This is a genomic window from Limibacillus sp. MBR-115 (assembly GCF_040549425.1).
GTDB classification, from domain to species: domain Bacteria; phylum Pseudomonadota; class Alphaproteobacteria; order Kiloniellales; family CECT-8803; genus Limibacillus; species Limibacillus halophilus.
The window spans coordinates 83,388-107,171 of record NZ_JBEPTJ010000003.1 but is presented as its reverse complement, the minus strand read 5'-3'; the positions used below and the strand labels follow the sequence as shown (position 1 = coordinate 107,171).

36 protein-coding genes are annotated in these 23,784 nt (G+C 58.3%); all 36 read left to right on the top strand.

Features of this window, described 5'->3' with window-relative positions:
• Positions 1-67 precede the first annotated feature (67 nt).
• The 36 genes from rpsL (at position 68) to ABIE63_RS07130 (ending at position 23,776) form a co-directional block, all read left to right on the top strand.
• Entirely contained in the window at positions 68-439 is a 372-nt protein-coding gene (gene rpsL / locus ABIE63_RS07305) for a 30S ribosomal protein S12 (protein WP_183417843.1), read from the top strand.
• 15 nt (positions 440-454) lie between these two features.
• The gene (gene rpsG / locus ABIE63_RS07300; RefSeq protein WP_183417844.1) at positions 455-925 is read left to right on the top strand and encodes a 30S ribosomal protein S7; all 471 of its coding nucleotides are present in this window, start codon (positions 455-457) and stop codon (positions 923-925) included.
• A gap of 12 nt (positions 926-937) precedes the next feature.
• Positions 938-3,016 (top strand): elongation factor G, encoded by a 2,079-nt coding sequence (gene fusA, locus ABIE63_RS07295; protein ID WP_354503782.1) that lies wholly within the window; start codon positions 938-940, stop codon positions 3,014-3,016.
• A gap of 88 nt (positions 3,017-3,104) precedes the next feature.
• Positions 3,105-4,295, top strand: coding sequence for an elongation factor Tu (tuf, locus tag ABIE63_RS07290; protein WP_354503781.1), 1,191 nt, complete (start codon positions 3,105-3,107; stop codon positions 4,293-4,295).
• A gap of 74 nt (positions 4,296-4,369) precedes the next feature.
• Positions 4,370-4,684, top strand: a complete 315-nt coding sequence (gene rpsJ / locus ABIE63_RS07285) for a 30S ribosomal protein S10 (protein WP_183416490.1) — start codon at positions 4,370-4,372, stop codon at positions 4,682-4,684.
• A 4-nt stretch (positions 4,685-4,688) separates the two neighbouring features.
• Positions 4,689-5,447: a 50S ribosomal protein L3 gene (gene rplC, locus ABIE63_RS07280; RefSeq protein WP_183416491.1), complete on the top strand. Its 759-nt coding sequence runs from the start codon at positions 4,689-4,691 to the stop codon at positions 5,445-5,447.
• 2 nt (positions 5,448-5,449) lie between these two features.
• The gene (gene rplD, locus ABIE63_RS07275) at positions 5,450-6,070 is read left to right on the top strand and encodes a 50S ribosomal protein L4 (RefSeq protein ID WP_183416492.1); all 621 of its coding nucleotides are present in this window, start codon (positions 5,450-5,452) and stop codon (positions 6,068-6,070) included.
• A complete protein-coding gene (locus ABIE63_RS07270) occupies positions 6,067-6,399 on the top strand; it encodes a 50S ribosomal protein L23 (protein ID WP_183416493.1) in 333 nt (110 codons plus the stop codon). Before rplD ends, ABIE63_RS07270 begins: the two co-directional genes overlap by 4 nt.
• Positions 6,400-6,403: 4 nt before the next feature.
• Positions 6,404-7,234 carry a 50S ribosomal protein L2 gene (gene rplB, locus ABIE63_RS07265; RefSeq protein WP_183416494.1) on the top strand — a complete coding sequence of 277 codons (831 nt, stop codon included), beginning with the start codon at positions 6,404-6,406 and terminating at the stop codon, positions 7,232-7,234.
• A 12-nt stretch (positions 7,235-7,246) separates the two neighbouring features.
• Positions 7,247-7,525, top strand: coding sequence for a 30S ribosomal protein S19 (gene rpsS / locus ABIE63_RS07260; protein ID WP_183416495.1), 279 nt, complete (start codon positions 7,247-7,249; stop codon positions 7,523-7,525).
• A gap of 5 nt (positions 7,526-7,530) precedes the next feature.
• Positions 7,531-7,911, top strand: a complete 381-nt coding sequence (gene rplV / locus ABIE63_RS07255; RefSeq protein WP_183416496.1) for a 50S ribosomal protein L22 — start codon at positions 7,531-7,533, stop codon at positions 7,909-7,911.
• The gene (gene rpsC, locus ABIE63_RS07250) at positions 7,911-8,600 is read left to right on the top strand and encodes a 30S ribosomal protein S3 (RefSeq protein ID WP_183416497.1); all 690 of its coding nucleotides are present in this window, start codon (positions 7,911-7,913) and stop codon (positions 8,598-8,600) included. Before rplV ends, rpsC begins: the two co-directional genes overlap by 1 nt.
• Before the next feature lie 44 nt (positions 8,601-8,644).
• A complete protein-coding gene (gene rplP, locus ABIE63_RS07245; RefSeq protein WP_183416498.1) occupies positions 8,645-9,064 on the top strand; it encodes a 50S ribosomal protein L16 in 420 nt (139 codons plus the stop codon).
• A 2-nt stretch (positions 9,065-9,066) separates the two neighbouring features.
• Positions 9,067-9,270: a 50S ribosomal protein L29 gene (rpmC, locus tag ABIE63_RS07240; protein ID WP_183416499.1), complete on the top strand. Its 204-nt coding sequence runs from the start codon at positions 9,067-9,069 to the stop codon at positions 9,268-9,270.
• A gap of 6 nt (positions 9,271-9,276) precedes the next feature.
• Positions 9,277-9,537 (top strand): 30S ribosomal protein S17, encoded by a 261-nt coding sequence (gene rpsQ / locus ABIE63_RS07235; RefSeq protein WP_183416500.1) that lies wholly within the window; start codon positions 9,277-9,279, stop codon positions 9,535-9,537.
• Positions 9,538-9,593: 56 nt separating this feature from the next.
• Positions 9,594-9,962, top strand: coding sequence for a 50S ribosomal protein L14 (rplN, locus tag ABIE63_RS07230; RefSeq protein WP_183416501.1), 369 nt, complete (start codon positions 9,594-9,596; stop codon positions 9,960-9,962).
• Positions 9,962-10,279, top strand: a complete 318-nt coding sequence (gene rplX / locus ABIE63_RS07225) for a 50S ribosomal protein L24 (protein WP_354503779.1) — start codon at positions 9,962-9,964, stop codon at positions 10,277-10,279. The genes rplN and rplX overlap by 1 nt, the downstream gene beginning before the upstream one ends.
• A gap of 19 nt (positions 10,280-10,298) precedes the next feature.
• Complete coding sequence (gene rplE / locus ABIE63_RS07220; RefSeq protein ID WP_354503778.1) at positions 10,299-10,844, top strand: 50S ribosomal protein L5; 546 nt, start codon at positions 10,299-10,301, stop codon at positions 10,842-10,844.
• A 22-nt stretch (positions 10,845-10,866) separates the two neighbouring features.
• Complete coding sequence (gene rpsN, locus ABIE63_RS07215) at positions 10,867-11,172, top strand: 30S ribosomal protein S14 (protein WP_183416504.1); 306 nt, start codon at positions 10,867-10,869, stop codon at positions 11,170-11,172.
• A 15-nt stretch (positions 11,173-11,187) separates the two neighbouring features.
• Positions 11,188-11,586 carry a 30S ribosomal protein S8 gene (rpsH, locus tag ABIE63_RS07210; RefSeq protein WP_183416505.1) on the top strand — a complete coding sequence of 133 codons (399 nt, stop codon included), beginning with the start codon at positions 11,188-11,190 and terminating at the stop codon, positions 11,584-11,586.
• 41 nt (positions 11,587-11,627) lie between these two features.
• Positions 11,628-12,161 carry a 50S ribosomal protein L6 gene (gene rplF, locus ABIE63_RS07205; RefSeq protein ID WP_183416506.1) on the top strand — a complete coding sequence of 178 codons (534 nt, stop codon included), beginning with the start codon at positions 11,628-11,630 and terminating at the stop codon, positions 12,159-12,161.
• Positions 12,158-12,520, top strand: coding sequence for a 50S ribosomal protein L18 (rplR, locus tag ABIE63_RS07200; RefSeq protein WP_183416507.1), 363 nt, complete (start codon positions 12,158-12,160; stop codon positions 12,518-12,520). Before rplF ends, rplR begins: the two co-directional genes overlap by 4 nt.
• 12 nt (positions 12,521-12,532) lie before the next feature.
• On the top strand, positions 12,533-13,081 hold the full coding sequence (rpsE, locus tag ABIE63_RS07195) for a 30S ribosomal protein S5 (protein WP_183416508.1): 549 nt from the start codon (positions 12,533-12,535) through the stop codon (positions 13,079-13,081).
• 17 nt (positions 13,082-13,098) lie between these two features.
• Entirely contained in the window at positions 13,099-13,296 is a 198-nt protein-coding gene (gene rpmD, locus ABIE63_RS07190; RefSeq protein ID WP_183416509.1) for a 50S ribosomal protein L30, read from the top strand.
• Positions 13,297-13,380: 84 nt separating this feature from the next.
• Complete coding sequence (rplO, locus tag ABIE63_RS07185; RefSeq protein ID WP_183416510.1) at positions 13,381-13,881, top strand: 50S ribosomal protein L15; 501 nt, start codon at positions 13,381-13,383, stop codon at positions 13,879-13,881.
• Between the two features lie 33 nt (positions 13,882-13,914).
• Positions 13,915-15,258: a preprotein translocase subunit SecY gene (gene secY / locus ABIE63_RS07180; RefSeq protein WP_183416511.1), complete on the top strand. Its 1,344-nt coding sequence runs from the start codon at positions 13,915-13,917 to the stop codon at positions 15,256-15,258.
• Positions 15,255-15,899 (top strand): adenylate kinase, encoded by a 645-nt coding sequence (locus ABIE63_RS07175; RefSeq protein ID WP_354503775.1) that lies wholly within the window; start codon positions 15,255-15,257, stop codon positions 15,897-15,899. The genes secY and ABIE63_RS07175 overlap by 4 nt, the downstream gene beginning before the upstream one ends.
• A 170-nt stretch (positions 15,900-16,069) precedes the next feature.
• Complete coding sequence (gene rpsM, locus ABIE63_RS07170) at positions 16,070-16,438, top strand: 30S ribosomal protein S13 (RefSeq protein ID WP_183416513.1); 369 nt, start codon at positions 16,070-16,072, stop codon at positions 16,436-16,438.
• A 41-nt stretch (positions 16,439-16,479) separates the two neighbouring features.
• Complete coding sequence (gene rpsK, locus ABIE63_RS07165; RefSeq protein WP_183416514.1) at positions 16,480-16,869, top strand: 30S ribosomal protein S11; 390 nt, start codon at positions 16,480-16,482, stop codon at positions 16,867-16,869.
• A 137-nt stretch (positions 16,870-17,006) separates the two neighbouring features.
• The gene (locus tag ABIE63_RS07160) at positions 17,007-18,056 is read left to right on the top strand and encodes a DNA-directed RNA polymerase subunit alpha (protein ID WP_183416515.1); all 1,050 of its coding nucleotides are present in this window, start codon (positions 17,007-17,009) and stop codon (positions 18,054-18,056) included.
• Positions 18,057-18,192: 136 nt separating this feature from the next.
• A complete protein-coding gene (gene rplQ / locus ABIE63_RS07155) occupies positions 18,193-18,618 on the top strand; it encodes a 50S ribosomal protein L17 (protein ID WP_183416516.1) in 426 nt (141 codons plus the stop codon).
• Positions 18,619-18,763: 145 nt separating this feature from the next.
• Positions 18,764-20,185: a DegQ family serine endoprotease gene (locus tag ABIE63_RS07150; RefSeq protein ID WP_354503774.1), complete on the top strand. Its 1,422-nt coding sequence runs from the start codon at positions 18,764-18,766 to the stop codon at positions 20,183-20,185.
• A gap of 11 nt (positions 20,186-20,196) precedes the next feature.
• A complete protein-coding gene (locus ABIE63_RS07145) occupies positions 20,197-21,501 on the top strand; it encodes a replication-associated recombination protein A (RefSeq protein ID WP_354503773.1) in 1,305 nt (434 codons plus the stop codon).
• 166 nt (positions 21,502-21,667) lie between these two features.
• A complete protein-coding gene (locus ABIE63_RS07140) occupies positions 21,668-22,336 on the top strand; it encodes a cysteine hydrolase (protein ID WP_354503772.1) in 669 nt (222 codons plus the stop codon).
• A 61-nt stretch (positions 22,337-22,397) separates the two neighbouring features.
• A complete protein-coding gene (gene crcB / locus ABIE63_RS07135; RefSeq protein WP_183416520.1) occupies positions 22,398-22,778 on the top strand; it encodes a fluoride efflux transporter CrcB in 381 nt (126 codons plus the stop codon).
• A complete protein-coding gene (locus ABIE63_RS07130) occupies positions 22,775-23,776 on the top strand; it encodes an RluA family pseudouridine synthase (RefSeq protein WP_354503771.1) in 1,002 nt (333 codons plus the stop codon). Before crcB ends, ABIE63_RS07130 begins: the two co-directional genes overlap by 4 nt.
• Positions 23,777-23,784: the final 8 nt, after the last annotated feature.

Genomic DNA, 23,784 nt, shown 5'->3' with positions numbered 1-23,784 from the left:
GGGGCGATTTGTTCGTTCCCGCGCGGTGCTTTGTTATGCAACTAGGGTCTTATAAGGAAGCGATCGGATGCCTACGATCAATCAGTTGATCCGTAAGCCGCGCAAGCCACAGGTGGCGCGGAACAAGGTGCCGGCTCTTGAAGCCTGCCCGCAGAAGCGCGGCGTTTGCACCCGTGTTTACACGACCACGCCGAAGAAGCCGAACTCGGCACTTCGTAAAGTGGCGCGCGTTCGCCTCACCAATGGGTTTGAGGTGACGAGCTATATTCCCGGCGAGGGGCATAACCTTCAGGAGCACTCCGTGGTCATGATCCGCGGTGGTCGCGTGAAGGACCTTCCTGGTGTTCGTTATCACATCATTCGCGGCACGCTCGATACGCAGGGCGTCAAAGATCGTCGCCAGCGCCGTTCGAAATACGGCGCCAAGCGGCCGAAGTAAGGAAGGTATAAAGCTATGTCGCGTCGTCATAGTGCCGAGAAGCGCCAGATCCTGCCGGACCCGAAGTTCGGTGACGTGGTGCTTTCGAAGTTCATGAACAACCTGATGCTGGACGGCAAGAAGTCCGTCGCTGAGGGTATCGTCTATGGTGCCTTCGATCAGATCGAAGGGAAGACCAAGGGCGACCCCGTAAAGGTGTTCCACGAAGCCCTGGACAACATCAAGCCGGAGCTGGAAGTGCGTTCTCGCCGCGTTGGTGGTGCGACCTATCAGGTTCCCGTCGAGGTGCGCCACGACCGTGCGCAAGCCTTGGCGATCCGCTGGCTGATTGGTGCGGCCCGGGCGCGCAGCGAGCTGACGATGGTCGATCGCTTGGCTAACGAGTTGATCGATGCGGCTAACAGCCGCGGCGCTGCCGTGAAGAAGCGTGAAGATACCCACCGTATGGCGGAGGCCAATAAGGCCTTCTCCCATTACCGCTGGTAAAAGAGGTTCGTTATGGCTGGCCGTCAAACCCCGCTCAATCGCTACCGCAATATCGGCATCATGGCCCACATCGATGCCGGTAAGACGACGACGACTGAGCGCATTCTGTTTTACACGGGCAAATCCTACAAGATCGGCGAGGTCCACGAGGGCACCGCGGTCATGGACTGGATGGAGCAGGAGCAGGAGCGTGGCATCACGATTACGTCTGCTGCGACGACTACCTTCTGGCGTGACCACCGTGTGAACATCATCGATACGCCCGGACACGTCGACTTCACCATTGAGGTCGAGCGTTCCTTGCGTGTGCTCGATGGCGCCGTTGCGGTGTTTGACTCGGTGGCCGGTGTTGAACCGCAGTCCGAAACCGTGTGGCGGCAGGCCGATAAGTACAAAGTTCCGCGCATTTGCTTCGTCAATAAGATGGACCGCATCGGCGCGAACTTCTTCCGTTGCGTCGACATGATCGTTGATCGCCTGGGCGCCGTTCCGGCGGTGTGTCAGTTGCCTATCGGCTCCGAGTCCGAGTTTGAGGGCATCATCGACCTCGTGAAGAACAAGGCGCTGATCTGGCATGACGAGTCTCTTGGCGCGAAGTTCGATGAGGTCGATGTTCCTGCCGAGTACGCAGAGCAGGTGGCCGAGTACCGTGAGAAGCTTATCGAGTTGGCTGTCGAGCAGGACGATGCCGCGATGGAGGCTTATCTTGATGGCACCGAGCCTGACGAGGCGACGCTAAAGGCATGTATCCGCAAGGGTTGCACGACGCTTAAGTTTGTTCCGGTGTTCTGTGGCTCTGCTTTCAAGAACAAGGGCGTTCAGCCGCTGTTGGACGGTGTCGTGGACTTCCTTCCAAGTCCTGTCGACGTACCGCCGATGCGCGGCGTGAAGCCGGACAGCGACGAGACGATTACCCGTCCTCCTGAGGACGATGCCCCCTTGTCGGCGTTGGCATTCAAGATCATGACCGATCCTTTTGTCGGTTCGCTGACCTTCGTACGTGTCTATTCGGGCAAGCTGACGAAGGGCACACAGGTCCTGAACTCGGTCAAAGATCGTAAAGAGCGTGTCGGACGTATGTTGCTTATGCATTCGAACCACCGCGAGGAAATTGATGAGGCCATGGCAGGCGACATCGTCGCGCTGGTTGGCCTGAAGGATTCCACGACTGGTGAGACGCTTTGTGACAGCGCCCACCCGATCATTCTGGAGCGTATGGAGTTCCCGGCGCCCGTGATCGAAGTTGCTGTGGAGCCGAAAACGAAAGCCGACCAAGAGAAGATGGGGCAGGCCCTGCAGCGTTTGGCGCAGGAGGATCCTTCTTTCCAGGTGGCAAGCGATCCCGAGAGCGGCCAGACGGTCATCAAGGGCATGGGCGAGTTGCACCTGGACATCATTGTCGATCGTATGCGGCGTGAGTTTAAGGTGGAAGCGAACGTCGGCGCACCTCAGGTTGCTTATCGCGAGACCCTGGGACAGCGCGCAGAAGTTGATTACACGCACAAGAAACAGACTGGCGGTTCTGGTCAGTATGCCCGCGTTAAGATCGTGTTCGAGCCCTTGGAGCCCGGTTCAGGTTTCGTGTTCGAGAACGCGATTTCCGGTGGCTCCGTGCCACGGGAATATATCCCGGGTGTTCAACACGGTATCGAGACCGCGATGGTCAATGGTGTGATTGCCGGTTTCCCGGTGATTGACTTTAAGGCGAGTCTGATCGACGGTGCGTCGCACGACGTCGATTCGAGCGTGATGGCCTTTGAAATCGCAGCCCGCGCGGCTTTCCGCGAAGGTGTGCAGAAAGCCAAGCCGACGTTGCTCGAGCCCATGATGAAGGTAGAGGTGGTGACGCCTGAAGAGTACATGGGCGACATCATCGGCGATTTGAATTCTCGCCGCGGTAACGTCAATTCGATGGATCAGCGGGGTAATGCCCGAGTGCTGAACGCGATGGTTCCGCTGGCGAACATGTTTGGTTACGTCAACACCCTCCGGTCGATGAGCCAGGGGCGTGCCCAGTACACCATGCACTTTGACCATTACGAGCGCGTGCCGCAGGCCGTTGCTGACGAGGTGGTCGCAAAGATGGCCTGACGGCCCAAGGGGAGTTCCAGTGGATCACCCAGTGGGTTGTTCGATTAAGACAGATTTTAAAGCGCAAGCTTGAACGGAGATCGGTAAGATGGCGAAAGAGAAGTTTCAGCGTAACAAGCCGCACGTGAACGTGGGAACGATCGGTCACGTTGACCATGGCAAGACGTCATTGACGGCTGCGATCACGAAGGTATTGGCGGAGACGGGTGGAGCGACCTTCACGGCGTACGACGCGATTGACAAGGCGCCGGAGGAGAAGGCTCGTGGTATCACGATTTCGACGGCGCACGTTGAGTATGAGACGGAGAACCGTCACTACGCGCACGTTGATTGTCCTGGTCACGCTGACTACGTGAAGAACATGATCACGGGCGCGGCGCAGATGGACGGGGCGATTTTGGTTGTGTCTGCGGCGGACGGTCCGATGCCACAGACGCGCGAGCACATTTTGTTGGCTCGCCAGGTTGGTGTTCCTGCGATCTGCGTATTTTTGAACAAGTGCGACATGGTTGACGACGAGGAGTTGTTGGAGCTTGTTGAGCTAGAGGTTCGCGAGCTTCTGTCGTCGTATGATTTCCCGGGCGACGATATTCCTGTTGTGAAGGGCTCGGCGCTTGCGGCGCTTGAGGACAGCGACAAGGCCTTGGGTCACGATGCGATTCTTGAGCTGATGCGTCAGGTTGACGCTTACATTCCGGCGCCGGAGCGTCCGAAGGACACGCCGTTCCTGATGCCGATTGAGGATGTGTTCTCGATTTCGGGCCGTGGCACGGTTGTGACGGGCCGAATTGAGCGTGGTGTGGTGAAGGTTGGCGAGGAAGTTGAGATCGTCGGCCTGCGCGACACGCAGAAGACGGTTGTGACGGGCGTTGAGATGTTCCGCAAGCTTCTGGATCAGGGCGAGGCGGGCGACAACATCGGTGCGCTGCTGCGCGGTGTTGGACGCGAGGACGTTGAGCGCGGTCAGGTTCTGGCGAAGCCGGGCTCGATCACGCCGCACACGAACTTCAAGGCCGAGGCTTACATTCTGACGAAGGAAGAGGGCGGCCGTCATACGCCGTTCTTCACGAACTATCGTCCGCAGTTTTACTTCCGGACGACGGACGTGACGGGTGTTGTCTCCCTGCCGTCTGGCACGGAGATGGTGATGCCGGGCGACAACGTGGCGATGGAAGTCGAGTTGATCGCGCCGATCGCCATGGACGAAGGCCTGCGTTTCGCTATCCGTGAGGGCGGCCGCACCGTCGGTGCCGGCGTCGTCTCCGCGGTCGTTAAGTAAAGATTTGGAATAACCCTCTGACCCCTACCGCTTCGGCGGTAGGGCGTCGGGAACGAAGGACGGGCGATACCGCCATGGAAAGCCAAAATATCCGCATACGCCTGAAGGCGTTCGATCACCGGGTCCTCGATCAGTCGACCCATGAGATCGTCAATACCGCAAAGCGGACCGGCGCGCAGGTGCGTGGCCCGATCCCTCTACCCACGAGGATCGAGCGTTTCACCGTGCTGCGCGGGCCGCACATCGATAAGAAGAGCCGTGAGCAGTTCGAGATGCGCACGCATAAGCGTCTTCTCGACATTGTCGATCCGACGCCGCAGACAGTGGACGCGCTGATGAAGCTCGACCTGGCTGCCGGTGTGGATGTTGAGATCAAGTTGAAGGGATAAGGCCATGCGAACCGGCCTGATTGTACAGAAACTGGGCATGACCCAAGTTTTCACCGGTGAGGGGAATCAGGTTCCCGTGACGGTGCTCAAGGTGGACGACTGCCAGGTAGTCGCCGTCCGCAACGAGGAAAAGGACGGCTACGTCGCCGTGCAGCTCGGTGCGGGTAAGGCGAAGGTCAAGAATACGACCAAGGGTCTGCGCGGTCACTTCGCCAAGGCAAAGGTCGAGCCCAAGCGCAATGTCGCGGAGTTCCGCGTGGCGCCTGATGCGGTGCTTGAGGTTGGCGCGGAGCTTTCCGCTGCGCACTTCGTGCCGGGTCAATATGTGGATGTGACCGGGACGTCGATTGGTAAAGGCTTCGCCGGTGTCATGAAGCGTCATAACTTCGGTGGCTTGCGCGCCAGTCACGGCGTGTCGGTTTCCCACCGTAGTCATGGTTCAACGGGTAACAACCAGGACCCCGGCCGCGTCTTTAAGGGTAAGAAGATGGCCGGGCACATGGGCGCTCACCGTGTTACGACGCTCAATCTTGAAGTGGTTGAGGTCGATGAGGACCGTGGCTTGATTCTGGTTCGTGGTGCCGTTCCGGGCTCCGAGGGTGGTTGGGTTCTCATTCGCGATGCGGTGAAGCGTGCGGCGCCGGAAGGTCTGCCGTTCCCCGCGGGTCTGAAGAGTTCGGCGAGCGCCGCGGCAGCGACCGAGGCGGAGCCGGCTGAGGCACCTGCCGCCGAAGCTCCGGCTGAGGAAGAGAAGGACGCATAACGATGAAGGCCCCGGTTACAACTCTGGACAATAAGAAGGCCGGTGACATTGATCTCGCTGACGAGATCTTCGCACTGCCGACGCGCAAGGATCTCTTGGCGCGCATGGTTAATTGGCAGCTCGCCAAGCGCCGTGCCGGCACCCACAAGGTGAAGGAGCGGGGCGAGGTTTCTGGTTCGACCCGGAAGATTTTCCGGCAGAAGGGAACCGGTCGGGCTCGTCACGGCAGCATCCGGGCGAACATCTTCCGTGGCGGTGGCCAGGCGCATGGTCCGCGTGTACGCGATCACGCCTTCGACCTGCCGAAGAAGGTTCGCAAGCTGGCGTTGAAGACGGCGCTGTCGGCGAAGGCTGCCGAAGGCAAGCTGATCATTCTCGACGCTGCTGTCGCCAAGGAACACAAGACGAAGGACCTCCGTGGGCGTTTTGAGACGCTTGGTTGGGCCTCTGTGCTGGTGATCGGCGGAACGCAGTTGGATGAAAACTTCGCGCGCGCCGCACGCAACTTGCCGGGCGTCGACGTGCTGCCGCAGCAGGGCGCCAACGTGTATGACATTCTACGCCGCGATACCTTGGTCCTGACCAAAGATGCGGTTGAAGCGCTGGAGGCTCGACTGAAATGAGCAAGGGACGTGCTGTCCGTAAGGACGAGATCAAGGTGAGCGAGGCGCGCAAGTACGACTTGGTGGTTAGCCCGGTCGTGACTGAAAAGACGACCTTCGCTTCCGAGCATAATCAGGTGGTGTTCCAGGTTCCCCTGGATGCCTCCAAGCCGGAGATCAAGGCGGCTGTCGAAGCGTTGTTCAAGGTCAAGGTCGAGGCGGTCAATACGCTGCGGGCCAAGGGTAAGATCAAGCGCTTCCGTGGCATCATTGGTCGGCGTCCGGACACTAAGAAAGCCTATGTGACCCTGGCAGAGGGTCACTCCATCGACGTGACCACGGGGGTCTAAAGTCATGGCATTGAAGACATTCAATCCGGTAACGCCCAGTCTTCGGAATCTGGTGCAGGTCGATCGTTCGGATCTGTACAAGGGCAAGCCTGTTAAGGCGCTGACCGAAGGTTTGACGAAGTCCGGTGGACGAAACAACACCGGTCGCATTACGGCTCGCCGTATCGGTGGCGGTTCAAAGCGCCGGTATCGTTTGGTCGACTTCAAGCGTCGCAAGTTCGATGTGGTCGGGACGATTGAGCGGTTGGAATACGATCCGAATCGTACCGCGTTCATTGCATTGGTGACCTATGAGGATGGCGAGCAAACCTACATTCTGGCGCCGCAACGTTTGAAGGCGGGCGACAAGGTCGTCGCCGGCGAGCGTGTCGACGTAAAGCCGGGCAACGCCATGCCGCTTAAGTCGATCCCGGTCGGCACCATCGTGCACAACGTTGAGCTGAAGTCCGGCAAGGGCGGGCAGATCGCTCGTTCGGCAGGAACATATGTGCAGCTCGTCGGTCGCGACGGTGGTTATGCGTTGTTGCGTTTGAGCTCCGGCGAGGTCCGTATGGTTCGCGGTGAGTGCATGGCCACGATTGGTGCCGTGTCTAACCCGGATCAGGGCAACGTGAAACTCGGAAAAGCCGGTCGCAAGCGCTGGTTGGGCAAGCGTCCATCCGTGCGCGGCGTGGCCATGAACCCGGTTGATCATCCACATGGTGGTGGTGAGGGTCGCACTTCGGGCGGTCGTCATCCGGTAACCCCGTGGGGTCGGCCGACCAAGGGCGCAAAAACGCGTCACAACAAGAAGACGGATGGCCTGATTGTGCGCCGCCGTCATGCGAAGAAATAAGGGAGCTTGACCGTGGCTCGCTCGGTTTGGAAAGGCCCTTTCGTCGATGGCTATCTGCTCAAGAAAGCGGATGCCTCTCGTCAGTCTGGGCGCAATGAGATCATTAAGACCTGGTCACGTCGTTCGACGATCATGCCGCATTTCGTCGGTTTGACCTTCGGCGTCTACAACGGCCAGAAGTTCCTGCCGGTTTTGGTGACCGAACAGATGGTTGGGCACAAGTTTGGCGAGTTCGCGCCGACGCGTACCTACTACGGTCACACCGCGGACAAGAAGGCGAAGAGGGGTTAAGGACGATGGGCAAGAGTAGCGCACCGCGCCGGGTAGCAGAGAACGAGGCGATGTCCGTCGCCACGAATCTGCGCACCAGCCCGCGCAAGTTAAACCTGGTCGCCGCTTCCATTCGTGGAATGAGCGCCGAGGCAGCCTTGAACCAGCTTACTTTCTCCAAGCGCCGGATCGCGGTGGATGTGAGAAAGGTGTTGCAGTCGGCGATTGCCAACGCAGAGAACAATCACCAGCTGGACGTGGATAGGCTCGTGATAGCTGAGGCCTCGGTCGGCAAGTCTTTTGTAATGAAGCGCTTCCGGGCGCGGGCGCGGGGGCGCATGGGCAAGATTTTGAAGCCCTGGAGCCGCCTGACGATCATCGTTCGTGAGCGCGAGGAGACGGCGTAATGGGTCATAAGGTCAATCCGATCGGTCTTCGTGTCGGTATCAACCGCACGTGGGATTCTCGTTGGTTCGCAGACGGCCGCTATGGCGACCTGTTGCACGAGGATTTGCAGCTGCGCAAATATTTAGAAGAGCGTTTGCCGCAGGCCGGTTTGTCAAAGGTTGTCATCGAACGACCCGCCAAGCGCGCGCGGATCACGATTCATAGTGCGCGTCCCGGTGTGATCATCGGGAAGAAGGGCGCCGACATTGAGAAGCTGCGCCAAGATCTGCAGAAGATCACTGGCAGCGACGTGGCGCTGAACATCATGGAGATCCGCAAGCCGGAGCTCGATGCGAAGTTGGTCGCGGAGAATATTTCCTCGCAGTTGGAACGCCGTGTGGCTTTCCGCCGCGCGATGAAGCGTGCCGTTCAGTCGGCGATGCGCCTGGGCGCCGAGGGTATCCGTATCAACTGCGCCGGTCGCTTGGGCGGTGCGGAAATCGCACGGACCGAGTGGTACCGCGAGGGCCGGGTGCCGTTGCACACACTGCGTGCCGATATTGATTATGGTGAAGCCACTGCGAAGACGACCTATGGCACCTGCGGCGTCAAGGTTTGGATCTTCAAGGGCGAGATTTTGGCCCACGATCCGATGGCTCACGAAAAGCGCCAGACGGAAGGTCAGCAGGGCGTTCAACCGCGTGGTTGATTACGCACCGTTTGGAAGGGCCGCGAGGCTAGAGGAATAGAAAGATGCTGCAGCCAAAGCGTACGAAGTTTAGGAAGCAACATAAGGGCCGTATTCACGGCACCGCCAAGGGCGGTACCACCGTGCAATTTGGCGCTTATGGCATGAAGGCGATGGAGCCGGGCCGTGTATCGGCTCGTCAGATCGAAGCGGCGCGCCGTGCGATCACTCGCCACATGCGGCGTATTGGTAAACTCTGGATCCGGGTATTCCCGGATGTGCCGATCACCTCGAAGCCTGCCGAAGTCCGTCAGGGTAAGGGTAAGGGTTCGGTCGAGTGGTGGGCAGTCCGCGTGAAGCCCGGCCGGGTGCTTTTTGAGCTGGATGGCGTGACGCGCCCGATGGCTGAAGAGGCCTTCCGCCTGGCCGCCGCCAAGCTGCCGGTGCAGACAAAATTCGTCACCCGCTTGGGTGAAGGAGGCTGAAGATGAAGGCCGAAGAAATCAGGGCCAAGAGCCAGGACGAGCTTAAGGAACAGCTCGTCCAGTTGAAGAAAGAACAGTTCAACCTGCGGTTCCAGCAGGCGAGCGGACAGCTCGAGAACACCGCCCGTGTGCGTCAGGTGCGTCGCGATATTGCGCGTATCAAGACGACCTTGGGTGGGAAGCAAACGGCGGAAGCCGGGGAGTAAGGGTCGATGCCGCGTCGTGTTTTGCAAGGTGTCGTGGTGAGTGATAAGACCGACAAGACGGTGACCGTTCTTGTCGAGCGTCGCATCATGCATCCGCTGTACAAGAAGTTTATCAAGCGTTCCAAGCGCTATCATGCCCATGACGAGGTCAACCAGTACAAGGTTGGCGACGTTGTGCAGATCGAGGAATGCCGTCCGATTTCCAAGACGAAGTCCTGGAAGGTTATCAACGCTACCGGCGCCACTCAGGATGTAGCCGGCGCGTGATCGGCGGCACTCGGAAATTGGCTGAGATAGTAAGTTAGTAGAAAGGGTCCGGACCGATGATCCAGATGCAGTCAAACCTGGATGTTGCCGATAACTCCGGCGCGCGCCGTGTCCAGTGCATCAAGGTGTTGGGCGGTTCTAAGCGCAAGACCGCGGGTATTGGTGACATCATTGTTGTTTCCGTTAAGGAAGCGATTCCCCGTGGCCGTGTGCAAAAGGGAACGGTGCACCGCGCTGTGATCGTGCGCACAGCTTATGACATTCGGCGTCCGGATGGCTCTGTCATTCGTTTCGATCGCAATGCCGCGGTTCTTATTAATAAGCAGGGCGAGCCGATTGGCACGCGTATCTTCGGGCCGGTGACTCGCGAGTTGCGCGCCAAGAATTTCATGAAGATCGTCTCGCTGGCCCCAGAGGTGCTGTGATGGCCGTAAAGATGAAAGTTAAGAAGGGCGACCGGGTCATTGTACTGACCGGTCGCGATAAGGGTAAGGAAGGCGAGATTTTGCGGGTGATGCCTGCTGAGTCCCGCGTTCTTGTCGCCGGCGTGAACATGGTGAGGCGTCACCAGCGTGCGACACCCACGAGCCAGGGCGGGATCGAGGAGAAAGAAGCTCCGATCCACGTCTCGAACGTGGCCCATATCGACCCGCGCGAGAAGAAGCCGACCCGTGTGGGCTTCAAAGTGGTCGAAGGCCGCAAAATCCGTGTCGCCCGCCTGTCGGGCGAGGCCATTGATTGAGCAAGGGCGGAGAGAGACCATGAAAGCGCGCTTGCGTGAGCATTACGAAACCTCCCTTCGGCAGAAGCTGATGGATGAACTTGGATACAAGAACGTTCATGCCGTGCCGAAGCTGGAGAAGATTGTTCTGAACATGGGTGTGGGTAAGGCCACTCAGGATTCCAAGAAGGTCAAAGCGGCCGCCGAGGAACTGACGACCATCGCGGGCCAGAAGGCCGTCGTGACCCACGCCCGGAAATCCATCGCCGGCTTCAAGCTGCGCGAGGGAATGCCAATTGGTGCGAAGGTAACCTTGCGTGGCGAGAGAATGTACGAGTTTCTCGACCGTCTGGTGACGATAGCGCTGCCGCGTACCCGTGACTTCCGCGGGTTGAACCCGAAGAGCTTCGACGGGAGCGGCAACTACGCCATGGGTGTCAAAGAACAGCTCATCTTCCCGGAAATCGACTACGACCGCGTGGACGAAATTCGAGGGATGGACATCATTATTTGCACCTCGGCGAAGACGGATGATGAAGCCCGTGCACTCCTGCGCGGTTTCGAATTGCCGTTCTCAAAAAGCTGAGAACGGGAGAGGGTAGAAAAAAATGGCAAAAAAGAGCGCTATTGAGAAAAACAAACGGCGTATACGCATGGCCAAGCAGCAGTCGAACAAACGCCAGGCCCTGCGTTCCATTGCCCGTAACCGTGAACTCGCACCTGAGGAACGGTTCGAGGCCTACCTGAAGCTTGCTCAATTGCCACGCGACGGATCCCGTATGCGTGTGCGCAATCGCTGCCAGCTTACAGGTCGGCCACGTGGCTATTATCGCAAGTTGAAGATGTCGCGGATTGCCCTGCGTGACCTGGCCTCGATCGGTCAGATCCCGGGCATGACCAAAGCGAGCTGGTAGGAAAGGAATCGCGCAATGTCGATGAGCGATCCTCTCGGGGATTTGTTGACCCGTATCCGCAACGCGCAGAGCGCGGGTCATACCACTGTAGTGGCGCCGAAATCGAATCTACGCCTGAACGTGCTGGCGGTGCTGAAGCGCGAAGGTTACATCCGTGACTATCAGGTCAAGGATGGTGAACCCGGCCATAGCACCATCAACATCGAGCTGAAGTACCATGACGGACGTCCGGTGATTCAAGAGATCGCCCGCGTTTCCCGTCCGGGTCGGCGGGTTTACTCCAAGATCAAGGAGCTGCCGCGCTACTTCAACGGTCTCGGTGTTACGATCCTGTCAACGCCGCGTGGCGTTCTTTCGGATCATGAAGCACGGGCACAGAATGTTGGCGGAGAGATCCTCTGCCGCGTCTACTAAGACGCGGGCGTGGATCCGAAGAAAGGCAAAGGGAATAGACTATGTCCCGCATAGGCAAAAATCCGGTCGAGATCCCGAGCGGCGTTGAGGTTACCCTCAATGGCGCTTTGGTAACGGCCAAAGGGAAGCTCGGGCAACTCAGCTTCAAGGCAACCGACGAGGTCGAGATGTCTGTCAACGACGGCAAGGTTTGGATAAAGCCTTGCAATGAGTCGAAGCAGGCGCGGGCTCTTTGGGGTACGACGCGCGCGCGAATCCAGAACCTCGTGCAGGGTGTCTCCGAGGGTTTCACGAAAAACCTGGAGATTACCGGCGTTGGCTATCGTGCGCAGGTTCAGGGCAAGGCGCTCAATCTGCAGCTCGGTTTCAGCCATGACGTACTCCACCCGATCCCTGACGGGATTACGGTGACCTGCGAAAAGCCGACATCGATCAGCATTACCGGTGCGGATAAGCAGGTTGTTGGCCAGGTTGCCGCGGAAATTCGCGCATACCGTCCGCCTGAGCCCTACAAGGGTAAAGGTGTGCGCTATTCGGATGAGTACATCTTGCGCAAGGAAGGCAAAAAGAAATGAAGTCGCCAAACGAACTGCGCAAACGCCGCAAGTTGCGTGTGCGTTCCGCGCTTCTCAAGCACAGCAACGGTCGTCCGCGCTTGTCGGTCCATCGTTCTGGCCGTCATATTTATGCCCAGGTCATTGACGATGCTAAGGGCGTAACAGTCGCCTCGGCTTCGACCGTCGATAAGGAACTGCGTTCCAGCGGTAAGGGCGGCGCCGATTCTGCCGCTGCCGCTGCCGTCGGTAAGCTGGTTGCCAAGCGCGCCACCGCCGCCGGTGTAAAGCAGGTCGTATTCGACCGTGGTGGCTTCATTTTTCACGGCCGCATCAAGGCGCTGGCGGATGCCGCGCGTGAAGGCGGACTGGACTTTTAAGGGAATCAGGTAATGGCACGAGCTCCACGCGAAGAACGCGGCCGCGAAGACAGCGATCTCATTGAGAAGCTGGTCGGAATCAATCGCGTCGCCAAGGTGGTCAAGGGTGGCCGTCGGTTCGGCTTCGCCGCACTGATGGTTGTCGGCGACGGCAGGGGACGGGTAGGTTTCGGGCATGGTAAGGCCCGTGAGGTCCCCGAGGCGATCCGCAAGGCGACCGAGGCCGCCAAACGCAGCATGGTGCGCGTTCCTCTGCGCGAGGGGCGCACTCTGCATCACGATGTACACGGTCACTACGGTGCCGGGCTGGTCGTGATGCGGGCGGCTGAGCCAGGTACGGGTATCATCGCCGGCGGTCCGATGCGCGCCATTTTCGAGGCTTTGGGTGTGCAAGACGTCGTTGCCAAGTCGGTTGGCAGCGCCAATCCGCACAACATGATTCGGGCAACCTTTGATGGTCTGAACAACTGTGCAAGCCCGCGTATGGTGGCCCAGCGCCGCGGTAAGAAGGTAAGCGACATTCTCGAAGGCCGACGTGACGCCGACGAGAGCGCGGCCTGAACAGAAGGACGTTGAAGATGGCTAAGCAAAGTAAAGCGACTGTGATCGTCACGCAGACCGGCAGTTCGATCGGCCGTCCAAAGGACCAGCATCAGACCTTGGTCGGGTTGGGCCTTGGCAAGATGCATCGCACGCGCGAATTGGAAGATACCGCTGCTGTGCGCGGGATGATCAATAAGGTCGCCCATCTCGTGCGCGTTGAGGGTGAAGCCTGAGTTTAAACGCTTTTAACTCGCCGTTTGGGCCGGGGCGCTTTGGGGCGCTGCCAATGATCCGACGGAGGGAATGGGAAGAATAAGATGAAACTGAACCAGCTTTCCGATAACGCAGGTGCCCGCAAGGAGCCCAAGCGCGTCGGTCGTGGCATCGGCTCGGGTCTTGGTAAGACCTCCGGGCGTGGTCACAAGGGCGCCAAGGCGCGCTCCGGCGCCGTGAACAAGGGTTTTGAAGGTGGCCAGATGCCAATCTACCGCCGGATGCCCAAGCGCGGTTTCAAGAACCTGTTCGGCAAGGATTTCGTCGAGGTCAACATCGGTCGTCTGCAAGAGGCGGTCGATGCGGGTAAGATCGACGCGAAAAAGCCAATCAATGCGGAAGTCCTGCAAGCTGCTGGTTTCTTCAAGCAGGTCCGTGACGGTGTTCGCTTGCTGGGTAAGGGGGAACTGAAGGCGAAGATCGACATCACGGTTTCGGGTGCGACAAAGGGCGCCCTAGCTGCGGTCGAAAAGGTCGGTGGTAAGGTGACGCTTTTGGCGGCGCCGGTTGTTGCCGAAGAGAAGAAGAAGAAAAAAGACGCCTGAGCAAAGCGCGTCAGCGCGGAAGGTGATGGGTAAATGGCCTCTGCTGCCGAACAATTAGCCGCGAATGTGAACTGGGGCGCCTTTTCGAAGGCGACTGAGCTGAAGAAGCGTATCTGGTTCACGCTTGCGGCTTTGGTCGTTTATCGTTTGGGGACATACATTCCCATGCCTTTCATCGATCCCGCTGCGCTGGGTGCTATTTTCCAGCAGCAGGGCGGTGGTATTCTTGGCATGTTCAACATGTTCTCGGGCGGTGCGCTTGAGCGCATGACGATCTTCGCTCTGAACATCATGCCTTACATTTCAGCCTCTATCATCATGCAGTTGATGACGGCCGTATCGCCGAAGCTGGAAGCGCTGAAGAAGGAAGGCGAGGCCGGCCGTAAGAAGATCAATCAATATACCCGTTATGGCACCGTGCTTCTGGCCGCCGTTCAGGCATATGGTATTTCCATTGGTCTTGAGAACATGCAGGGCCCCTCGGGTTCTGCGGTCATCGACCCAGGCATGCTTTTCCGTCTGACAACGGTAGTTTCGCTGACCGGTGGCACCATGTTCTTGATGTGGTTGGGCGAACAGATCACACAGCGCGGTATCGGCAACGGTATTTCGTTGATCATCATGGCCGGAATTGTGGCGAACCTGCCGTCTGCTTTGGCGGGAACGCTCGAATTGGGTCGCACCGGCGCCTTGTCGACGCTGTTCATCATTTTCTTGCTGATCATGTCCGTCGGCGTCGTTGCTTTCATCGTGTTCATGGAACGCGCGCAGCGTCGGGTGGTCGTGCAGTATCCCAAGCGTCAGGTCGGTAACCGCATGTTTGGCGGCGAATCCTCCCACCTGCCGCTGAAGCTGAACCCCTCGGGCGTCATTCCGCCGATTTTTGCTTCGTCCTTGTTGTTGATGCCTTTGACGGTCGCTGGTTTCTCAGGTGGCGCAGGGCCTGAGTGGCTATCGACGATCACGGCCCACCTCGGGCGGGGCGGTTCGCTTTACATGCTGCTTTACGGCGGATTGATCCTGTTCTTCACCTTCTTCTATACCTCTATCGTGTTCAATCCGGAGGACACGGCCGAGAATCTGAAGAAGCATGGTGGCTTCGTTCCCGGAATTCGTCCGGGCAAGAATACAGCCGAGTATTTGAATTACATTCTGACTCGCTTGACCTGTGTGGGCGCTCTCTACCTGACAGTGGTCTGTTTGCTGCCCGAAATGTTGATCTCGAGCTATGCGGTGCCGTTCTACTTCGGTGGTACGAGCCTTCTGATCGTGGTGTCCGTCACGCTGGATACAGTGGGCCAGATTCATTCGCATCTGCTGGCGCATCAATACGAAGGGCTGATCAAAAAGAGCAAGCTGCGGGGAAGGCGTCGATGAATATCATTCTCCTGGGCCCACCAGGGGCGGGAAAAGGTACACAGGCGAAACGATTGGAAGACGCTTACGGGCTGGTTCAGCTCTCTACGGGCGACATGCTGCGCGCCGAGGTTGCGTCCGGAAGCGTGCTCGGGCGGCAGGCCAAGGAGATTATGGACGCCGGCCAGTTCATGCCGGACGATTTGATGGTGGGTATGATCGAATCGAGGATCGGCCAGCCGGATTGCGACAAGGGTTTCATTCTGGATGGTTTTCCTCGGACTGAAGCTCAGGCGCGCGCACTTGATGTGATGCTGGAGCGCAGGGGTTTGACGCTTAACCACGTAGTGGAGCTAACGGTCGACGAAGCCGCTTTGATTGAGCGAATCACCGGTCGGTTCTCCTGCTCGAGATGCGGCGCTGGGTACCATGATCGGTTTCAGCTCCCCCGGGTTGACGGAGTTTGTGATTTCTGTGGCGGCACCGAGTTTAAGCGGCGCGCCGACGACAATGAGGAAACCGTGCGGGCACGGTTGGAGATTTATCATGCGCAGACAGCGCCGATCCTCCCGTACTACCGGGAGCGGGGCGTTTTGGATGCCGTGGATGGAATGGCGGACATCGACGAGGTGACACGACAGATCAAAGCTGTCCTGCACTGAGACGAAGACGTTTCGCGGTGGTTGACAGGGCGCGGCGGAATCCTATAATCCGCGCACCCGGAGCCGCCCGTGTTCGGAACGAGCGGCTATTGCCGTTTTTGGGTGGCGATACGGGAGCAAGGGGCTTTCGTATCCCCAGGTGGATTAACGCAAGGTAAGAGGAGTTCGACGTGGCACGTATTGCTGGCGTCAACATTCCGACGAACAAGCGGGTGCATATCGCTCTGACGTCGATCCATGGCATCGGTCGCACGAAGGCCGTGGATATTTGTGGTCAGGTGGGCATTCCCGAGGAACGTCGGGTAAACGAATTGACGGACGACGAGATCGTTCGTATCCGCGAGACCATCGACCGGGACTACCTGGTGGAAGGCGATCTGCGCCGCGAAGTAGCGATGAACATCAAGCGTCTGATGGACCTCGGCTCTTATCGCGGACTGCGTCACCGCAAGGGCTTGCCCGTGCGGGGTCAGCGCACCCACACCAATGCCAGGACTCGTAAGGGCCCGGCTAAGGCAATTGCCGGTAAGAAGAAGTAACCCTGACGGATTGCGTCGGACGAAAGGTTAAGGAATAAACCATGGCCAAGGCCCCGCAGAAGATGCGCCGTCGCGAGCGCAAGAACATCAGTTCTGGTATTGCGCACGTGAATGCGAGCTTTAACAACACGATCATCACCATCACCGATGTTCAGGGCAACGCGATTGCCTGGTCGTCGGCGGGCGGGCAGGGCTTTAAAGGCTCTCGGAAATCCACGCCCTATGCGGCTCAGGTGGCGGCGGAAGACGCTGGCCGGAAAGCCCAAGAGCATGGGATGAAGATCCTTGAAGTCAATGTGAAGGGCCCGGGATCCGGCCGCGAATCCGCACTGCGTGCGTTGCAGGCCGTTGGCTTCCAGATTACGGCGATCAAGGACGTAACGCCAATTCCGCACAACGGATGTCGTCCGCCGAAGAAGCGTCGGGTTTAATTCGTTTATCGCCATCGGCCTAACTGCCGTTGGCGCTGGGGCGGCTTAGAGCGGCCCTGATAGTCACAGAGTGTTATGAAGGTAGGCGACGCCATTTTGGGCTGTCGCCTCCCGTATTAGAGAGGCAGTAGGTTCCCATGTCCCAGTCGGCTATCAAAGAACAGACACAGGCCTTGCAGAAAAATTGGACCGATTTGATCAAGCCGCAGAAGCTTGATGTTCAGTCGGGTCATGATGCGACGCGCTTTGCCAAAGTTGTTGCCGAGCCGCTGGAACGCGGTTTTGGCCAGACGCTCGGCAATGCGTTGCGGCGCGTTCTGCTGTCGTCCCTGCAAGGTGCAGCGGTCACGTCTATTCAAATCGACGGTGTCCTGCATGAATTTTCTTCGATCCAGGGTGTCCGCGAGGACGTGACAGACATCGTCTTGAACGTAAAGCAGATTGCTTTGCGTATGCACGGTGAAGGTCCCAAGCGTATGCGGTTGCGCGCCGATGGCCCGGGTGAGGTTTCTGCAAGTCAGATAGAGGCGGGCCATGACATTGAGGTCATGAATCCTGACCTGGTGATCTGCACGCTCGATGATGGCGCGCGGCTCGACATGGAATTGACGGTCGATACCGGCAAGGGATATGTCGCAAGCTCGATGAACCGCCCCGAGGATGCGCCGATCGGACTGATCCCGGTCGATGCGGTTTTCTCGCCGGTACGCCGGATTGCCTACAAGGTTGAGAATACGCGCGTTGGTCAGGTAACCGACTACGACATGTTGACCATGGAAGTTGAGACCAATGGCGCGGTTTCGCCGGAGGATGCCGTGGCATTGGCCGCGCGTATTCTGCAGGACCAATTGCAGCTTTTCATCAACTTTGAGGAGCCCCAGGCACGGGTTGCCGAGGACAAGGAAAGCGAACCCCCGTTCAACAAGAACCTGCTTCGCAAGGTTGATGAACTGGAGCTGTCCGTCCGTTCGGCAAACTGCTTGAAGAACGACAACATCGTCTACATCGGCGATCTGGTTCAGAAGACGGAAGCCGAGATGCTTCGCACGCCGAACTTCGGCCGCAAGTCGCTGAATGAAATCAAGGAAGTTCTGGGGCAGATGAGCCTGCATTTGGGAATGGAAATCCCGAATTGGCCGCCCGAGAACATCGAGGAACTCGCCAAGAAATTGGAAGAGCCCTACTAAGTAAATTGATATCGGGTCACGGTGACCCAAGCCCTTCGTACCGCAAAGGAAGCCTGGAGTTTCGGGCGTGGCGGGCGAGGTGGTCGCGAAATCGGCTTCGCGCTGCGATGCCAGGATTAAGAGGAGTTAGAGGATCATGCGTCACGGATTTTCCGGTCGTCGTTTCAATCGTACGACGTCGCACCGCAAGGCGATGTTTGCCAATCTCGCCAACGCCCTGATCAAGCACGAGCAGATCAAGACGACCCTGCCCAAGGCAAAGGATCTGCGACGGGTAATCGATCCCCTGATCACGCTGGCAAAGCGCGGCGACCTGCATGCGCGCCGTCAGGCTTTTGCGCAGTTGCGCGATGACGCCATGGTCACCAAGCTTTTCGATATCCTCGGCGAGCGCTACAAGGACCGTAAGGGTGGATACTCTCGCGTTCTGAAGGCTGGGTTCCGCTATGGTGATGCGGCGCCGATGGCCGTCATCGAGCTCGTGGATCGCGATCCGGAAGCCAAGGGCCTGGACTCCGGCCCGGTACAGCTTGCGGACGACGGCGATGAGGCAGAGGCCTGAGTTCGGTATCGAGGTCGGTCAGAATTGATCTGAGAAAGGCGGTCCTACCTGGACCGCCTTTTTCCTTTTCTGGCGCCTTTGGATTGCCTAACTGTTGAGCTGTACTTTGAAAGTGTAGAAGCACTGACCAAGGGACCCGACGTCAATGATCAAACTTTCACCGATAGCCCTTCTTGGCTCGTTGTTCATGATGCTGCAGGTTGTGAGTTGGGGCCCGGCTAGTGCGCTGGCGCAACAGGTGCCGTCCAGTCAGGAAGAGATCCAGCTTTCCTTTGCGCCGGTGGTTAAAAAGGCCGCGCCTGCTGTCGTGAACATCTTCACGTCCCGGGTTACGCGCAGTCGGCCGTCGTCGCCGTTGTTCGACGATCCCTTCTTTAAGCGTTTCTTTGGCGACACCTTCAAAGTTCCCGAGAAAGAGCGAAAGCAGAATGCTCTTGGTTCCGGTGTGATCGTTGATCCATCTGGTCTCATCATTACGAATCATCACGTGATTGCCGGTGCGGACGAGATCAAGGTCGTCTTGGCGGACCGCCGCGAGTTCGCCGCAGAACTGATAGTCGATGATGAGCAAACCGATTTGGCGCTCTTGAAGGTGCAATCCGGTGACGAACTGTTGCCGTTCCTGGAGTTACGGGATTCGGATGATATCGAGGTCGGTGACTTGGTGTTGGCGATCGGCAATCCCTTTGGAGTAGGGCAAACGGTAACCAGCGGAATTGTGTCGGCCCTTGCGCGGACGCGGGTTGGGATTAGCGATTTCAATTTCTTCATTCAGACCGATGCAGCCATCAATCCCGGAAACTCCGGCGGCGCTCTGGTGACCATGGATGGTCGCCTGATCGGCATCAATAGCGCGATCTATTCGCGCAGCGGAGGTTCCATAGGTATTGGTTTTGCGGTGCCGTCAAACATGGTCCGCACCATCATTGCCAGCGCCGGGATGGGGGGACGGGTGGTGCGCCCCTGGCTAGGCTTTGTCGGGCAAGACCTGTCGCTCGATTTGGCGGAAGGATTCGGTCTACGACGGCCCGGCGGCGTTGTGGTCAACGAGGTGTTCAAGGGCGGGAATGCCGAGATAGCAGGCTTGAAGAGCGGCGATGTCATTCTGGATGCCGGTGGTCAACCGGTTCTTGATCTTGAGAGTCTGCGGTTCCGGATTGCCACGGGGAAGATGGGCTCGATGATGCCTTTGCGCGTGTGGCGGCGGCAAAAGGAATTGCTGCTTGAAATGAAACTGGACCCGGCACCGGATAAGCCGGAGCCGGATCAACGTGTCATGGATGGCAGCAACCCGTTGGCAGGTGCCAAGGTCGCCAATCTATCGCCCCGCCTTGCCGAGGAGATCGAGCTACAGGGGGCCTGGAGCGGCGTGGTTGTGTTGGGAACCTATCGCGGCAGTCCGGCCGCACGCAGTGGTCTGAAGCCCAGGGATATTGTCGTTCAGGTGAACAAACGCCGAGTAGAATCCACCGAACAGTTACAGAGTTTGCTCGCGGAGGGAGGACCTCGTTGGCAAGTGCAGATTGAACGAGGCGGCAGGTTGCTTTCCCTCGATGTTACTTTCTAGGACTTAGATTGATGGCCGGGCTCTTCGATTCCAACGCGCCAAGGCCGCTCGCCGACCGCTTGCGCCCGGCACGATTGGTTGATGTGGTTGGGCAGTCGCATTTGTTGGGAGACGAAGCACCGATTGGTCGAATGGTGGCACGTGGCCGCTTGACCTCCTTGCTGCTCTGGGGGCCGCCGGGTTGCGGTAAAACGACGATTGCGCGTTTGCTGGCGGAAGGATGCGGTTTGGAGTTTGAACCGCTGTCCGCGGTTTTTTCCGGTGTTGCAGACCTGAAGAAGGTCTTCGAACGAGCCCGGCAACGTCGTATCGGCGGGCAGGGCACACTCCTTTTCGTCGACGAAATACACCGGTTCAATCGTGCACAGCAGGATGGCTTTCTCCCTTATGTGGAAGACGGGACAGTCATTCTTGTCGGCGCCACGACCGAAAACCCGTCATTTGAGCTTAACGCCGCTTTGTTGTCGCGCTGCCAGGTTTTCGTGCTCCGCCGATTGGACGATGAGGCTCTGGAGGCTCTGCTCACGCGCGCTGAGAGAGAGTTGGGACACGCCCTGCCGCTTGATGGTGAGGCGCGCAGCAGTCTTAGGGCCATGGCCGACGGCGATGGTCGGTATCTGCTCAATCTTGTCGAGGCGATCGAAGCTGCGGGCAGCACTGAGGCGATGAACACCCAAGCACTGACCAATCTGGTTCAAAAGCGCGCGCCGGTTTACGACAAGAACCGGGAAGAACACTATAACCTTATTTCCGCCCTGCATAAGTCGCTGCGCGGTTCGGATGCGGATGCCGCTCTTTACTGGTTTGCACGCATGCTGGCAGGAGGCGAGGATCCAAGGTTCATTGCCAGACGGCTCACACGTTTTGCTGTCGAGGATGTAGCTCTCGCCGATCCGCAGGCCGTCCAGCAAGCTCTTGCCGGGTGGCAAACCTACGAACGGCTTGGGTCGCCTGAGGGCGAGTTGGCACTGGCTCAGGTCGTGCTTTACCTGGCAACAGCACCAAAATCCAATGCGAGCTACAGCGCTTTCAAGGCAGCAAGCCGGGCTGCCAGGGACACAGGTTCGCTAGCGCCGCCACTGCATATTCTCAATGCACCTACGGGGTTGATGAAGGATCTGGGTTATGGGGAGGGGTATGCCTACGACCATAATCAGAAGGATGGCTTTTCCGGGCAGAACTATTTTCCCGATGGAATGGAGCGGCAGGAATTTTATCAGCCTGTCGAACGGGGATTTGAGCGGGAAATCCACAAGCGCCTAGCCTATTTTCAGCGTCTGCGCGCGGAAAAATCAAAGCGGGATAGCAAGGATTAGTGAGGCTTTGTCGTCATTCCTTGGGTGCTTATGCGCTGAGGCGAATGCAGTTATGACTCTTTCGCCCTTGTTCCCCGTTCATCCCGGAGTATGGTCCGCATTAGGACAGATTGTAGAAATCTGCTGGCCTTGATTGGCCAGGACTTCTTGGAGGCAATAAGTACAGATGGCAGACTATACGGTCCCAGAGCGCCAACATGTGGTTCTGGTTACCAGTGATTTGCAGCGTGACTTTCTAGAGCCCAATTCGCCCCTGACGCGCTGTTCGGCTGGACGATGCATAGGTCAATGCGCAACGGTGGTATCGGCTTTTAGAAGGGCTGGATTGCCCATCTATCACAGCGTCCGCTTTTTTCTGCCGGACGGATCCAATGTTGAGCGTTCTCGCCGCCAAGCGGTCGAAGAGGGCATGCGCGTCCTCATGCCGGGAACTTCCGGTGCTGAGCTAGTGGACGGAATTGCACCCGATGGTCATAAGCGTTTGAACGCGCTGAAGCTTCTGGAGGGAGACGCTCAGGAGCTTGGACCAAATGAATGGGCCTTTTGTAAACCGCGTTGGGGCGCGTTCTATAGCACCCGGTTGGACGAATACGTTCGTAGGGGAAACGCCACCACAGTGGTTGTGATCGGCAGCGATTTTGAATGTGGCGTTCGGCCCACGGTTTATGAAGCCTGCGCCCGGGACTACAGGGTCATCGTGGTGCCGGATGCGGCCGGTTGTCAGGTCGATGATATCGCGTTGAATCAACTAGGCCGCTTAGGTGTCTATCTGATCGGCGCGGACGCCCTGTCCCTGTGGTTGGCGAACCCGCGCTCAGAGCAGGGAGTGGCTTGATCCCGGCGAAAAAGCAAGCCACCCTGACGACCTGGATTCTCGGCACTCTTGGAGTGAACTCATGAAAATTGTGCTGGCTGTGGCCGCAGGCGGGGCCCTGGGGGCGGTGGCCCGTTATTACTCCGCTGGTTTCGTAGGCCGATTGATCGGCCTGGACTTCCCGTCCGGAACCCTGGTGGTCAATATCCTGGGTTCCTTCCTCATGGGACTCCTTGTTGAGTTGTCAGCGCTTGCCTGGTCTCCGTCGCCAGAGCTTCGGGCCATGATCGCCGTGGGCTTCCTCGGCGCCTTCACAACTTTTTCGACCTTCTCCCTCGACGCCGTATTGCTGTTGCAGCGAGGCCAAGTTCTGTCTGCCGGTGCTTACGTGCTGTTATCGGTCTTCTTGTCCATAGGCGGGTTTGTGCTGGGCCTCTATCTGGTTCGGAGCCTCCTCGCATGACAGGCGTCGAGAACAGAAAAATCGCAGACGGAGAAGGTGATCAGCGTCTCGATCGCTGGTTCAAGCAACACTATCCGAACCTTCCTTTTGGGAAACTGGCTAAGTTGCTGCGTACCGGGCAGATTCGCGTCGATGGAAAACGCGCGAAAAACTCAACGCGCCTGGAAGTCGGTCAGATCGTCCGTGTACCGCCACTCGAAGCAGGTGATCTCGGCAGGGGAGACGCACCGACGGTCCGCGATACGCCGCGTGTCATCAGCAAGGCCGATCAACGTGTCATATCGGACCTGCAAGCTGCGGTGCTGTTCAAGGACGATTGGGTCCTCGCCATCAACAAACCTGCCGGGCTGGCCGTTCAAGGAGGCACCAAGCAAGACCGGCACGTGGATGCTTTGCTGGATCATTTGCGTTTTGATGCGAGCGAACGGCCGCGTCTCGTTCATCGACTGGATAAGGATACCAGCGGTGTTCTACTGCTGGCGCGTAGTGCAGCGGCGGCGCGTAGCCTAGCAGCGGTTTTCCGGGGCAAGGATGCGGAGAAAACCTACTGGGCGATCGTGGTTGGTTTGCCGCGCCCCAATGAAGGGCGCATCGAGGCGGCACTTACGAAAGGGGCGGGGCCAAACGCTGCCGGACAAGGTAATGAAAGGGTGTGGATTGATCCCGAAGAGGGACAGCGCGCGGTGACGCTCTATCGAACTCTCGATCATGCGGGGAAGAAAGCGGCTTTGTTGGAACTGCAGCCTATTACTGGGCGTACCCACCAACTCAGGGCCCATTGTGCCGGGCTTGGGACGCCTATTCTGGGCGATGGCAAGTATGGCGGTGCGGATGCCTATATCGAGGGGATGATGTTGCCGCGTCGCATGCATCTTCACGCGCGCGACATCAGTTTGCCACATCCTTCTGGTAACGGTTCTCTGTTGCGGATACACGCTCCGCTATCCGCTCATATGGTTGAAAGTTTGGGGCTACTTGGGCTTGATGGAACTTCATAGAAGACGGA